9 protein-coding genes are annotated in these 13,237 nt (G+C 52.7%); 7 read left to right on the forward strand and 2 right to left on the reverse strand.

Annotated elements, in window-relative coordinates:
* Positions 1-79 precede the first annotated feature (79 nt).
* Positions 80-6,010 (forward strand): hybrid sensor histidine kinase/response regulator, encoded by a 5,931-nt coding sequence (locus tag Hfont_RS04125; RefSeq protein ID WP_112990926.1) that lies wholly within the window; start codon positions 80-82, stop codon positions 6,008-6,010.
* A gap of 77 nt (positions 6,011-6,087) precedes the next feature.
* Here Hfont_RS04125 and Hfont_RS04130 read toward each other — a convergent pair whose 3' ends face one another.
* On the reverse strand, positions 6,088-7,569 hold the full coding sequence (locus tag Hfont_RS04130) for a cryptochrome/photolyase family protein (protein ID WP_112990927.1): 1,482 nt from the start codon (positions 7,567-7,569) through the stop codon (positions 6,088-6,090).
* Positions 7,570-7,677: 108 nt separating this feature from the next.
* On the opposite strand from Hfont_RS04130, the gene Hfont_RS04135 reads away from it, so the two are divergent.
* The 6 genes from Hfont_RS04135 to Hfont_RS04160 all read left to right on the forward strand — a co-directional run bounded on the left by Hfont_RS04135 (position 7,678) and on the right by Hfont_RS04160 (position 12,314).
* Entirely contained in the window at positions 7,678-8,343 is a 666-nt protein-coding gene (locus tag Hfont_RS04135; protein WP_112990928.1) for a YqgE/AlgH family protein, read from the forward strand.
* Positions 8,344-8,367: 24 nt separating this feature from the next.
* A complete protein-coding gene (gene ruvX, locus Hfont_RS04140) occupies positions 8,368-8,763 on the forward strand; it encodes a Holliday junction resolvase RuvX (protein WP_112990929.1) in 396 nt (131 codons plus the stop codon).
* Positions 8,738-9,256, forward strand: a complete 519-nt coding sequence (gene pyrR, locus Hfont_RS04145; protein WP_112990930.1) for a bifunctional pyr operon transcriptional regulator/uracil phosphoribosyltransferase PyrR — start codon at positions 8,738-8,740, stop codon at positions 9,254-9,256. Before ruvX ends, pyrR begins: the two co-directional genes overlap by 26 nt.
* Positions 9,249-10,208, forward strand: coding sequence for an aspartate carbamoyltransferase catalytic subunit (locus Hfont_RS04150; protein ID WP_112990931.1), 960 nt, complete (start codon positions 9,249-9,251; stop codon positions 10,206-10,208). Before pyrR ends, Hfont_RS04150 begins: the two co-directional genes overlap by 8 nt.
* A 3-nt stretch (positions 10,209-10,211) precedes the next feature.
* A complete protein-coding gene (locus Hfont_RS04155; protein ID WP_112990932.1) occupies positions 10,212-11,498 on the forward strand; it encodes a dihydroorotase in 1,287 nt (428 codons plus the stop codon).
* A gap of 63 nt (positions 11,499-11,561) precedes the next feature.
* On the forward strand, positions 11,562-12,314 hold the full coding sequence (locus Hfont_RS04160; RefSeq protein WP_112990933.1) for a lysophospholipid acyltransferase family protein: 753 nt from the start codon (positions 11,562-11,564) through the stop codon (positions 12,312-12,314).
* Here Hfont_RS04160 and Hfont_RS04165 read toward each other — a convergent pair.
* Positions 12,311-13,138 (reverse strand): symmetrical bis(5'-nucleosyl)-tetraphosphatase, encoded by an 828-nt coding sequence (locus Hfont_RS04165; RefSeq protein WP_112990934.1) that lies wholly within the window; start codon positions 13,136-13,138, stop codon positions 12,311-12,313. The two genes, Hfont_RS04160 and Hfont_RS04165, sit on opposite strands and share 4 nt — an antisense overlap.
* Between the last annotated feature and the right edge of the window lie 99 nt (positions 13,139-13,237).

Below are 13,237 nucleotides of genomic sequence, written 5' to 3' on the forward strand. Positions count from 1 at the left end.
CGCATTGGTTTGAGGCCCAACAGCAATTGCGGTGATCAGCTCATCTCTTGCTTGATCACCCCGCACCCGCGAGGCAGTCATGAATACCCCTTCCTCCTCTTTGCCGCAAGGTAAAGACAGCTTCGATACCGGCCCCTTGTCGTGGGTCATAGCTGAAATCGGCGAAGCACTAACGCGTTCCAAAGTCGCTTTAGGCGAAGCGCTGACACAGGATCCGGAAACCCAATCGACCACTTTGCGTCATGCAAAAACCTATTTGCATCAGGCGCATGGCGCCTTGCAAATAGTCGATGTCGATGGCGTTGCCATCATTACCGAAACTGTCGAAGATTTGTTTGATCGCTTTGAATCCGGCCAGCTAACTCTGACCGATGACAGCGTACATGCAATTGCACATGCCTATCAGGCACTGCTGGAATATCTGGAGGAATTGCTGGCAGGGATGCCGCATCAGCCGGTACGTTTGTTCCCTTATTACCGTTCACTGCTGCAAGTACGTGGGGCTGAGCGCATTCATCCAGCCGATCTGTTCTTCCCTAATCTGGCAATCCGCCCACAATTTCCAGCCGCATCGATTACATTGAGTGCTGACGATTACGTCGGCTTGCGCAAGCGTTTTGAACGTGCGCTGTTGATATTTCTGAAAGAGGTCGATAGCGAGACCGGCCTGGCAAGTGCAAGGACTATGCGCGACATCGTCTTGCGTGTTGAGCAGGCACAAAGCACACAGCAGGCACGCAGTTTCTGGTGGGTCATGCACGGTTTTGCCGATGCGGTTTCTGCCGGCCAGGTGCCGAACGAGTTGTATGTCAAACAATTGTTTGCACGTATCAACTTGCAAATTCGCCGCTTGGGCGAAGGCTCGTCCAGCATTACGGAAAGACTGTTGCGCGATGCGCTGTTCTTCATTGCGCGCGTAGCACATCCTTCTGCTGCCGCTCAGCAAATTCGCAGCGCGTATCAACTTGATGGTGTAGTACCTAACGATTACGAGAAAAAACGCTACGGCCAGATCGATGCGCAGGCATTGGCTGCAGCGAAGGAACGTTTATCGCAAGCCAAGAATTTATGGAACCGGGTTGCCAGCGGTGATGCCACTGTAGCGGCATCCTTCGAACAGGAAATGACGGGTCTGGCAGAAGCCGGCAATCATTTGAATGCGCCGGCATTGGCAAAACTGTTGCGCGAACTCAGTGGGATCGCACGCCATGCAGCACATTCGCGGCCGGGCGACAGTCTGAGTCTGGAAATCGCAACCAGCTTGTTGTTTGTTGAAAATGCATTGCAGCAGATTGGTCATCTGGCTGATGATTTTGCCGAGCGTGCCGATGCGGTGACGACGCGCCTGCTCTCTGCAGTTTCCGGCGAGACGCTGACACATTCTGCACAATGGCTGGATGACATGTCGCGCGAGGCGCAAGAACGTCAAACCATGACGGCACTCGCTGGTGAAATGCAATCCAGTTTGCGTCAAGTCGAGAAAATGCTGGACGAGTATTTCCGCGATCCCGAGCAGCGTGCAGGTTTGTCGGATATTGATTCCGTTCTGTATCAAATCAGCGGTGCGCTTGCCGTACTTGGTCATGAAGATGCAATGCGTGCCGTACAACATACGCAAGCTGCCGTACGCTGCTTTATCGATGCAGAAGAAACACCGGAGCTGCAAGAGTTCCAGCAAGTTGCGCAAAACGTAGGCGCTTTGAGTTTCTTCATCGAGACTTTGCAATTGCACCCGGATGGCGTCAACAAACGTTTTTCTTTTGATGATCAGGCGGGCATTTTTCGTGCGAATCTGACTGAAAAAAATGGCCCGTCGCATGCAGCATTGGATGTCGTCGTGATTCCGATGTCGACAGTCGAAAACACGATTTCCGAGATGCCTGAAATCCAGGTTCCGGATTTGCCTACAGTAGAATCGGAGCTCGCTTTTCACCAGAAGCAATCGGAAGAACTGGCGATTTCACTCGCCGCAGAACCGACCAATCCCTTTCTGCAAGAGCAATTGAAGGAATCGCTGGAGCAAGTGCGTCTGGACGCAAGGCTGGTCGACAATCCTGAGGCAAACGAGAGGGCACGCGCCGTCATCGATATGCTGGAGCATCCGGATTTCGTTGCTTCGCAAGATGCAATGGACGATATTGCGTTGGCGACAGCGCCGGCCAAGGCTTCCCATGTGAAAGAAATAGCACCTTTAGTGGCACCTGCAACTGACGAGGCTATCGATGCGGAGTTGCTGGAAATTTTCCTATCCGAGGCGGTTGAAGTACTGGATAGCGTCAAGGAGACTGCCCCTGATTCGCGCAACGCGCCGCACAATCAAGAGTTCCTGACAACCCTGCGCCGTTCGTTTCATACCTTGAAGGGTAGCGGCCGCATGGTTGGCCTGGTTACCTTTGGCGAGGCTGCGTGGAGTGTCGAACAAGTACTGAATTTGCGTCTGTCGGACACGCGCGGCGGCGATGCAGATCTGTATGCATTACTTGAAAAGGCGGTGCAAGTTCTGGACGCATGGGTGGGCGACTTGCAGATGCAAGGTCGTTCCGACCGTAATGGCCGTGCGTTGATTGATGCTGCTGAACGTGTCAAAGACGGTGAGGGTTTTCATTACGATGAAATGGAAGAAACTCAGTTAGTTTCGCCCATTGAAGAAGCCTTTACTGAAACAGCAAGCAATACCGGTGCAGAGAGCATTGCCGCAAGCACAGCAGACTTTGGTAGCGAGGATGCAGTCGCGGCAACAGAAGCAGAAGAGCTGGAGTTGAGCGATGAAGAACTCGCACAGTTCCAGAAATTCAATGCGACTGCAGATGAGGTTGCCGAAGTCGTAGCCGAACCAACAATGCTTGAGTCGGTTGTTGGCGAACTCGATCATTTAAAGATCGATGTCGTGAGCGAAGCAGCGCCATTGCAAGTTGCTGCCGTGCTCGACTTTCCGGGTAATCCTCCTGCCGCGCACAAGTCGGACGACAACGTCAAATACATAGGTAATCTGGAAATCAGTTTGCCTTTGCATAATATTTATCTGGCTGAAACCGACGAGTTGGTGCGTATGCTGTCGCAAGATATCGCTGAATGGCGGCATGAGCCGGATCGCCACGTCAACATTCCAACAGTACATGCGGCGCATTCGCTGGCAGGTAGTTCTGCCACCGTCGGTTTCAAACCTTTGCAGCAGATTGCCTATGCGCTGGAAGCCGTACTTCAGTATCTGGCACGGAAACCGGTCAAGCTGTTGATATCGGAATACGACACGCTGGATCATGCGATTTCGCGCATTCGTTTCATGCTGCAGATGTTCGCTTTGGGCGAGATGCCTGATTTCGAACCTGAGCAGGCGGAAATTCTTGAACGCATGCCGGAAGATTTTGAGTTTCGCATCAGCTCCAAGCACGGTCAGTCTGTATTCGATACAGCAGCCTTGAATGAAAACCAGTCTGAAGTCGCAGATGCATCTGTATTTGAGACTGAGCCTTTGCCCGCATTCGAGCAAAACAATATCGTCGACCCTGCTCCCGTTCTGGAAGTCAGGCCTGCGGTAGAGCCGCTACCAGCCATTTCGGAAATAGATCCTGCGCCATTTGAAGAGCCGAGCTATCCGCAAAATAGTGAAGAGCTGACCGATCCTGCCTTGATCATCAAGGATGAGATCGATGCTGATCTGCTGCCTGTTTTCATTGAAGAAGGCACAGACATGTTGCCGCAGATGGGGCAGGCATTACGCGCGTGGCAACAAGCTCTGGGTGATACAGCATTACCGCAATCCATCTTGAGGATTTTGCATACAATCAAAGGCAGTGCGCGTATGGCCGGTGCGATGTTGCTGGGCCAGCATATGCACGAGATGGAAACGCGCATCGAAAATATTACGCATGCCGGTTATCCATCTGCTGCCGCAGTGGAAGATTTGCTGGCGCGGCATGATCACGGTTTGCAGCTGTTTGAACAGTTGCAAAATCCGGATGCGCCTAAGCAGCAATCCTTCGAGGCAGCGAATCTTGACAAAGAAAATATCGCGGAGGAAGAGCTCCCTGTCATTCAAAGTTTGATGCCGGTTACGGATAGTCGTCCTGCAACAGCGATGATTCCTGGCGTTTCGCCTGTATCGCGTACAGTAGCATCTGCCGCTCCGGTTTCACTGGTGCGTGTGCGTGCCGATATTCTCGATCGTCTGGTCAATCAGGCCGGTGAGGTTTCGATCTCGCGCTCCAAGCTGGAAACGGAAGTCGGCACTCTGCGCATGTCCATGGGCGAATTGTCTGAAAACGTTTCACGTTTGCGTGAGCAGTTGCGCGAAATTGAAATGCAGGCGGAATCACAGATCACGTCGCATATGGGCGTCTCCGCAGATCGCGAATTCGATCCACTCGAATTCGATCGTTTTACCCGCCTGCAGGAATTGACGCGGATGATGGCCGAAAGCGTGAATGACGTTGGTTCGGTTCAGCAAAACTTGAGTCGCACTATCGATAGCGCCAGTAGCGATCTGACGAATCAGGCGCGTTTGACGCGTGATTTGCAACAGGATTTGATGCGTGTGCGCATGGTGCAATTTGCCAGTATCTCGGAACGTTTATATCGCGTCACACGTCAGGCCGCGAAGGAAGTGGATAAGCGCGTCAATCTCGATATTCGCGGTAGTGCAGTTGAAGTCGATAGGGGCGTGCTGGAAAAAATGGTCGGGCCGTTTGAGCATTTGCTGCGTAATGCGATTGTGCACGGTATCGAGTCTCGTGAAAAACGCAAGGCCGCCGGCAAGAATGAAACCGGTGAACTGCGTGTGGAGATTCGTCAGGAAGGTAATGAAGTCGTTATTCATTTCTCCGATGACGGCCAGGGCTTGAACCTGAATAACATCCGCAAGAAGGCGCTGGAAAACGGCTTGGTGACGGATGATGACAAGCTGTCCGATGCAGAAATCACCGATCTGATTTTTCACCCTGGTTTCTCGACGGCAGAAGAAGTCACCGAGCTGGCCGGGCGCGGCATCGGTATGGATGTGGTGCGCTCCGAAGCGGCATCGCTCGGTGGTCGTGTGGCAATAGCATCAGAAGCAGGCAAGGGTGCTTACTTCACGATTCATTTACCATTGACGCTGGCTGTTACACAGGTCGTGATTCTGTCGACTGGCGGCAAGACCTACGCACTGCCATCAGTATTGGTCGAGCAGGTTCAGCAATTGAAAAATGGCCCGCTGGCGATTGCGTATAACGAAGGTGCCGTGATGTGGCAGTCGCAACGCGTGCCTATGCATTATCTGTCGACTTTGCTGGGTGATACGGATGCAGCACCGGTAACGCAACAGTATTCACCGTTGCTGATACTGAAGAGCGGTAACGACAGGGTGGCCTTGCACGTTGATGAAATTCTCGGTAATCGAGAAGTCGTGGTCAAGAATATCGGTCCGCAGTTGTCACGGATGATAGGGATCGCCGGCGCGACCGTTTTGGGTTCTGGTGAAATCGTTTTGATCTTGAATCCGGTGCCGCTGGCACAACGCGCCGCGCACGAAAATATTCGTGCGCCCCGTTTGACGCCATCGGATGTGCCGAACGATATGGGGGCAGTGGCGGAGATGGCGACCTTTGAACCTGCTGCGCGCAACGTCGAACCGGTGCAGGGGCTGCGTACTCAACATATCGTGATGGTGGTCGATGATTCGCTGACCGTGCGTCGTGTAACGCAGCGCTTGCTGACACGCGAAGGTTATCAAGTCGTGCTGGCCAAGGATGGCGTCGATGCGTTACAGCACTTGCAATCGATTACACCGGACGTGATGTTGGTCGATATCGAAATGCCGCGTATGGATGGCTTCGATTTGACCCGCAATATTCGTGGTGATGAACGGACTCGTGATATTCCTATCATCATGATTACATCGCGTACCGCCAGCAAGCATCGCAACTATGCGATGGAACTGGGCGTGAATGAATATCTGGGCAAGCCGTATCAGGAAGAAGCTTTGGTGAAACTGATTGCCGGCTTCATCAAGAAAGAAGTCCCGGTCAATTAATCTTTGGACCTATAAAAAATCCCGCATGCATGCGGGATTTTTTTTGCCTTGCGTTTAGTTTTTTTCGATCAAGCGCTTCAATCTACATACTCCGCTACCTTTTTGACGACGGCATAGCGTTGCAGGGTGAGGGCGCGCGCTTCGTCATGCTGTACCAGCGGTTCAGGATAGTTGTTGCCGAGTTCGATGCCGGCCATTTTCAATTCCATAGCCGGTACACGCCACGGCGCATGAATATGCTTGCTCGAGAGTTTGCTTAATTGCGGCAAATAGCGACGTATGAATTTTCCATCCGCATCGAATTTTTCCGATTGCGTGATCGGATTGAAGATGCGGAAGTAAGGCTGTGCATCACAACCTGAAGACGATGCCCATTGCCAGCCACCGTTGTTGGCGGACAGGTCAAAGTCATTCAGTTTCTCGGCAAAGTAATGTTCACCCCAACGCCAGTCTATGCCCAGATCCTTGATCAGGAAGGATGCCGTGACCATGCGCAAGCGATTGTGCATATAGCCGGTTTGATTCAATTGCAGCATGGCGGCATCGACCAAGGGATAGCCGGTTTTGCCATCGCACCAGGCTTGAAATAGTGCTTGTGCATGATCACCGCTTTCCCAGACGATGGCATCGTAATCCGGCTTGAAGGCATGAGTTACTACGCGCGGATGCTGAAACAGAATCATGAAGTAAAAATCGCGCCATATCAGTTCCGACAACCAGACCGCTGCTCCGCTACCGCCGGTGCCTGAGCGCATAGCATCCAGCGCACGTCGCACCAATGCACGTATAGACACCGTACCGAAGCGCAAATGCACTGATAGATAAGACGGCCCTTTGACCGCCGGGAAATCGCGTGTTTGATCATAGCGTTGCATGCGATCCGCAAAATCATCCAGCAAGTCCTGACCGCCTTGCATGCCGGTTGGAATATTGAGGTCCGACAGATTGGTTTTCTCAAAGCTAAGATCTGCCAGCGATGGAATCGGGCACTTGCTTTCCGGCAGAGCCACAAACCGGTCTGCATACGCATCGATCTCATACGGATGCAGGACGGCCGCATCAGATTCTGCATGCAGCTTTTTCAGCCAGGCATTTTTATACGGTGTAAAAACTGAAAAAGGCTTCTCCGCCAAGGTCAGTACTTCATTCTTTTCAAAGATCACCTGATCCTTGAAGGTATGCAGGCTGCGTCCGGCAGCCTTGAGCGCCTTGGCGACTTGCGCATCGCGTGTAATTGCCTGCGGTTCATAGTCATGATTGGTGAAGACGGCATCGATGCCCAGCTCGGTCGCGAGTTCTGGGATCGCTGTCTCCGCCCAAGCATGTTTGACGATCAGGCCGCCACCCAGCGTGCGCAAGGCTGAGGCGAGTTCCAGCAGGCTGGCATGGATGAATTCGACGCGACGGTCAGCTTTGGGCAAGGCTTCCAGAATTGCGGTATCAAAAATAAAAGCGCAATAAACCTGCTTGCTTTGCGTTAATGCATGATGAAGTGCGGCGTGGTCAAAACTGCGTAAATCGCGGCGAAACCAGACCAGTGTCTTTTCAAATTGGGGCATGAGCAATCAATATTGGGCTATAGAGTAATAGCCAGAGAATGCAGGAAAAATCGATAGGAAGCGAGGTTTGGCGCAGAAAATCCGGGTAAAAATGCTAAAATAACGACCATGTCGAAGCAACGTAAGACCAGCAAATCTCCTCCTAAACCCGGCTCACCCTGGGAATCCCCAGCTTTTTCCGCAACGCCTGACAATCCGGCACGTGACGAATTGAATCTCGCCGATCATTTTTTGATTGCGATGCCGTCCATGCTGGATCCGATTTTCGGTGGCACGGTTGTTTATCTGTGTGAGCACAATGCGAATGGCGCATTGGGCGTCATCATCAACAAAGCGACCGATATGACGGTCGACGTTTTGCTCAATCGTATCGATCTTAAGCTGGAAATAGCCCTCGATCTGGCACCGGTTGAAAAAACGCCGGTGATGTACGGTGGCCCGGTGCAAGCCGATCGCGGTTTTGTGCTGCATGCACCGCGTGGCGATTTTTCATCGACGATGCCGGTTACTGCTGAGATCGCATTGACGACATCGAAAGACATACTGGAAGCCGTCGCGCTCGGTAACGGACCGCAAAAAATGCTGGTCAGTCTCGGTTGCTCCGGTTGGGGCGCTGGTCAGCTGGAAGACGAAATTGTGCGGAATGGCTGGCTGACGGTGCGTGCCGATCCGAACATCATGTTTGATCTGCCGCTGGAACAGCGCTTTTTTGCCGCGATCAAATTATTGGGCATCGATCCGATGATGTTGAGCGGCGAGGCCGGCCATGCGTGACGTTGATATGGGAATTGTGCGCTAGTGGAAACCGTACTTGGTTTTGACTTCGGCTTGAAGCGCATAGGCGTTGCAGTAGGCAATACATTAATAAAGCAGGCGCAGCCGCTGACGATTATCAGCGCCGCTACCAATGAAGCAAAATTCGCAGCGATTGCCGAGCTGATCAGCCAATGGCAGCCCGGTTTGTGCATTGTCGGCTTGCCGCGCCATCCTGACGGAGCAGAGCATGAAATGACTGTGCGCTGCCGCCGCTTCGCGAATCAATTGCATGGACGTTTTGACGTGGCAACGGTGCTGGTGGATGAGCGTTATTCATCCGCAGTGATTTCTCATCAACGCGGCGATCTGATCGACGATCAGGCAGCTGCAATCATCTTGCAACAATACTTCGATGACCATACCGAATCCGAATCCTGAGTTAGACGCTGAAGCCTTGTATCAAGTGCTGGCGAAACAAGTAAAAATCGGCCTCGCAAAAGCCGAGAACGTCGCCATCGTCGGCATTTATTCCGGTGGCGCATGGCTGGCAGAACGTCTCGCCGCCGATTTGCAATTGAATGAACGTCTGGGTTTTATCGACGTGTCTTTTTATCGCGATGATTTTGCGGAAAAAGGTTTGCGGCCCGATGTCAAACCAACGCAAATCCCATTCGATGTAGATGGCGCAACCATCTTGCTGGTGGACGACGTGTTATACACTGGTCGCACCACGCGCGCAGCGATCAATGAATTATTCGACTACGGTCGTCCGGCTCGCATCATGTTGGCCGCGCTGGCCGATCGCGGCGGTCGCGAATTACCGATTGCCGCCGATTTTGTGGCACAAACTATTTCCATTCCAGATCAGCAATCGCTGGTACTTCAACGGGCCGATGACGGCCGCTTTTCCCTGACGGTGGATCATGCATAATCCGCAACTGAATAAAAACGGTGAGCTGCAACATTTGCTCACGATAGAAGGACTGCCAAAGTCAAACATCATTCACATCCTCGATACGGCATCATCATTTGTCAGTATTGGTGATAGGGAAGTAAAAAAAGTGCCGCTGATGCGCGGCAAGAGCGTGTTCAATCTGTTCTTTGAAAATTCGACTCGTACTCGCACTACATTCGAGATCGCATCCAAGCGTTTGTCGGCGGATGTCATCAATCTGAACATCGCTGCGTCCAGCTCCAGCAAGGGCGAATCACTGCTCGATACGATAGACAACCTGTCTGCAATGCACGCCGACATGTTCGTTGTGCGTCATGCAGAATCCGGCGCACCATATCTGATCTCCAAGCATTTGAGCGACACCGGGCAATCGCACGTGCACGTCGTCAATGCAGGTGATGGCCGTCATGCACACCCCACGCAGGGTTTGCTGGATATGTACACGATCCGTCACTACAAGAAAGATTTCACGAATCTGACGGTTGCCATCGTCGGCGACATTTTGCACAGCCGCGTGGCGCGCTCCGATATTCATGCATTGACGACACTGGGCGTGCCGGAAGTACGTGCGATCGGCCCACGCACTTTGTTACCTAGCGGCTTGGAGCAAATGGGTGTGCGTGTCTTCACTGACATCAACAAAGGTTTGAAAGACGTCGACGTCATCATCATGCTGCGTTTGCAGAATGAGCGCATGAGCGGCGCGCTCTTGCCTTCGGCACAAGAATTTTTCAAGAGCTACGGTTTGACGACCGAGCGTCTCGCGCTGGCTAAGCCAGACGCCATCGTCATGCATCCAGGCCCGATGAATCGCGGCGTGGAAATCGAATCGGCAGTGGCCGATGGCAAGCAGGCAGTAATTCTGCCGCAAGTGACATTCGGCATTGCGGTGCGGATGGCAGTGATGAGTATTTTGGCGGGAAATTAAGAGATGAAAATCCACATCAAGAATGGCCATCTGATCGATCCAGCGAATGGTATCGATGCAAAACAAGACATCTATATCGCGGCAGGAAAAATTGCCGGCATAGGACAAGCACCGGAAGGTTTTGTCGCCGCCAAGGTGATAGACGCCAGCGGTCTGGTTGTCTCACCCGGCTTCGTTGATCTAAGCGCGCGCTTGCGCGAGCCAGGATATGAATACAAGGCGACGCTGGAATCGGAAATGCAGGCGGCAATGCAGGGTGGTGTCACCAGTCTGGTCTGCCCGCCGGATACAGATCCGGTATTGGACGAACCTGGCCTGGTCGAGATGCTCAAGCATAGAGCTAAGTCCTTGAATCAGGCCAACGTCTATCCGCTAGGTGCATTGACGATGAGTTTGAAAGGTGAAGCTCTGACCGAAATGGCCGAGTTGACCGACGCCGGTTGCATAGGTTTTTCGCAGGCTGATCACCCTATCCTCGACACCACAGTTTTATTGCGCGCGATGCAGTATGCGAAAACATTTGACTACACAGTCTGGCTGCGTCCGCAAGATCCACATCTGGGTCGTAATGGCGTTGCGCATAGCGGGCCTGTGGCGTCGCGCCTAGGCTTATCAGGCGTGCCTGTCATGGCAGAAACCATTGCCTTGCATACGATACTGGAATTGGTACGCGTCACCGGTGCACGCGTGCATCTGTGTCGCATGTCGACTGGCGCAGGTCTGGAGTTGGTACGCGCAGCGAAGAAAGAAGGCTTGCCGATTAGCTGTGACGTCGGTGCGCACCATATTCATTTGACTGAAAACGATATCGGCTTCTTCGATTCGAATGCGCGCCTGACGCCACCATTACGTAGCCAGCGTGATCGCGATGCAATCTGTCGTGGCCTGCTGGACGGCACTATTGACGCAATTTGCTCGGATCACACACCGGTGGATGACGATGAGAAGTTACTGCCTTTCGGCGAAGCATCGCCTGGTGCAACCGGTCTGGAGTTGCTGCTGTCGCTGGCTTTGAAATGGGCAGAAGATTGCGTCGATCAGAACAAGCAACCATTGGTGCAAGCCATTACAAAAATCACTGCCGATGCAGCGCGGATTGTTGGTTTGCCGTCAGGCCAGTTGGCAGTCGGTAGCGTTGCGGATATTTGCCTGTTCGATCCGGCAGTGCGTTGGACGGTTGCGGCAAAAGCATTGGCGAGCCAAGGCAAGCACACACCTTTCCTAGGCTATGAATTGAGCGGCCAAGTGAAGACCACTATCGTTGCGGGTCATATCGCATTCCAGCGTTAATCCTTCTTTAGCCCCTGTGTTTCTTCATGATGCAGCTGTTCTCGAATCCTTGCAGGTGAGTGCATGATCGCCGTGTCGTTTTTGCGCGTGATGCTGCATTTGCTGCAGGGTTTGTTGACGGCTGCAGTGATTTTTCCATGGATTAATTCCGCAAGTCGCAACCGCTGCATCAAGAAATGGTCGAGTGCATTACTGGCTATTCTGCACATCAAGGTGGAGTTGCAAGTGCAAGCCGGTGCTGCACCAGTACAGCGGGCACTGATCGTTGCCAATCATGTGTCATGGCTGGATATTTTTGTCATCAATTCGCAAAACCCGTGCCGCTTTGTAGCCAAGGCTGATATACGCAGCTGGCCTGCATTGGGCTGGTTGTGCGCGCAAGGCGGCACGATCTTTATCGCACGTGGCAAGCAGCGCGAAGTGCGCCGCGTCTATGAAGGTCTGGTAAGCAGCATAGAAGCCGGCGAACGCATCGCTTTTTTCCCCGAAGGTACAACGGCAGCGCAGGGCGCAGTATTGCCATTTCATCCGAATCTGTTTGAAGCGGCGATCGAAGCGCGGGTGCCGGTGCAGCCATATGCAATTCGCTATATCGACGAACAAGGCGAATTGCATCGCGCCGCTGATTTCATTGGCGACATGACTTTTGTCGACAGCATGTTGCTGATAATGAAGACGCGCAAAATGACTGCGCAATTGATCATGCTGCCGAGCATGACAACGTCCGGAGCACATAGACGGGAACTGGCACAACAGACGCGTGCAACGATTGCACAGACGCTCGGTTATACAGAAAGTGCTGAACAGGCTGCCTAGTTTTTCTTGCCAGGCTTTTGATGCTGCGGGCAATCGACTTGTATGGTCGACCTATCCTGCAGGTTGATAGCAGTCAATTTCCCACCCCACACGCAGCCGGTATCCAGTCCCAATACATTGAGACGTACCAGCAAGCCTAAAGTAGACCAATGACCGAACACGACAGTACAGTCTTCTGTTTTTCGATTCGGTAAGTCGAACCACGGTAGCAAACCTTCTGGCGCATGATCCGCGCCTTCTATCGCTTTAAGATTCATGCTGCCATCCGGTGTGCAAAAACGAATGCGGGTCAAGGCATTGACGATGCAGCGCAAGCGGTCAGCGCCTTGCAGTTTGTCATCCCACAATGCCGGTTCATTGCCATACATTTTTTTCAAAAACTCTGGCCAGTCATCGCCTTGCAGTACAGCTTCTACCTCGCGCGACAAGGCTAAGGTTTGTTGTGCGCTCCATTGCGGCAGTACGCCTGCGTGCACGTATAGATAGCCGTTGTCTTCGATCGCGAGCGGTTGATGACGTAACCAGGTCAGCAATTCTTCCCTGTCGTCGGCTGCCAGAACGTCATCCAGCGTATCTGAGTTGTGTGGCTTGCGCAGTCCGCAAGCGACCGCCAGTAAATTCAAATCATGATTGCCCAGCACGATGCGTGCACGTTTTCTTAACGCATAAATTTGTCGCAGAGTCGCCAGAGATTTTGGGCCTCGATTGACGATATCCCCGACGAAAACGAGCTGCGCGTTGGGCGTGATTGCATCGATTTTTTCCAGCAATGCGATTAGTTGCGTGTGGCAACCTTGCAGATCGCCAATGGCGTAAGTAGTCATGAAGGAATAAGTGGCAGAGTAGATGTTTGCAAATTGAACGAATAGCTATGCCAAGGTCAGCGGTATTTTCTCGTGCACAGCGAGCTCGGCGTCGGGACT

The sequence above is a fragment of the Herminiimonas fonticola genome (genome assembly GCF_003293745.1).
GTDB classification, from domain to species: Bacteria; Pseudomonadota; Gammaproteobacteria; order Burkholderiales; family Burkholderiaceae_D; genus Oxalicibacterium; species Oxalicibacterium fonticola.

Coding starts and splice junctions, on each gene's coding strand:
- Hfont_RS04135 (WP_112990928.1), top strand. CDS start 7,678: ATGTCGAAGCAACGTAAGACCAGCAAATCTCCTCCTAAACCCGGCTCA.
- Hfont_RS04160 (WP_112990933.1), top strand. CDS start 11,562: ATGATCGCCGTGTCGTTTTTGCGCGTGATGCTGCATTTGCTGCAGGGT.
- Hfont_RS04125 (WP_112990926.1), top strand. CDS start 80: ATGAATACCCCTTCCTCCTCTTTGCCGCAAGGTAAAGACAGCTTCGAT.
- Hfont_RS04155 (WP_112990932.1), top strand. CDS start 10,212: ATGAAAATCCACATCAAGAATGGCCATCTGATCGATCCAGCGAATGGT.
- pyrR (WP_112990930.1), top strand. CDS start 8,738: ATGACCATACCGAATCCGAATCCTGAGTTAGACGCTGAAGCCTTGTAT.
- Hfont_RS04165 (WP_112990934.1), bottom strand. CDS start 13,138: ATGACTACTTACGCCATTGGCGATCTGCAAGGTTGCCACACGCAACTA.
- Hfont_RS04150 (WP_112990931.1), top strand. CDS start 9,249: ATGCATAATCCGCAACTGAATAAAAACGGTGAGCTGCAACATTTGCTC.
- Hfont_RS04130 (WP_112990927.1), bottom strand. CDS start 7,569: ATGCCCCAATTTGAAAAGACACTGGTCTGGTTTCGCCGCGATTTACGC.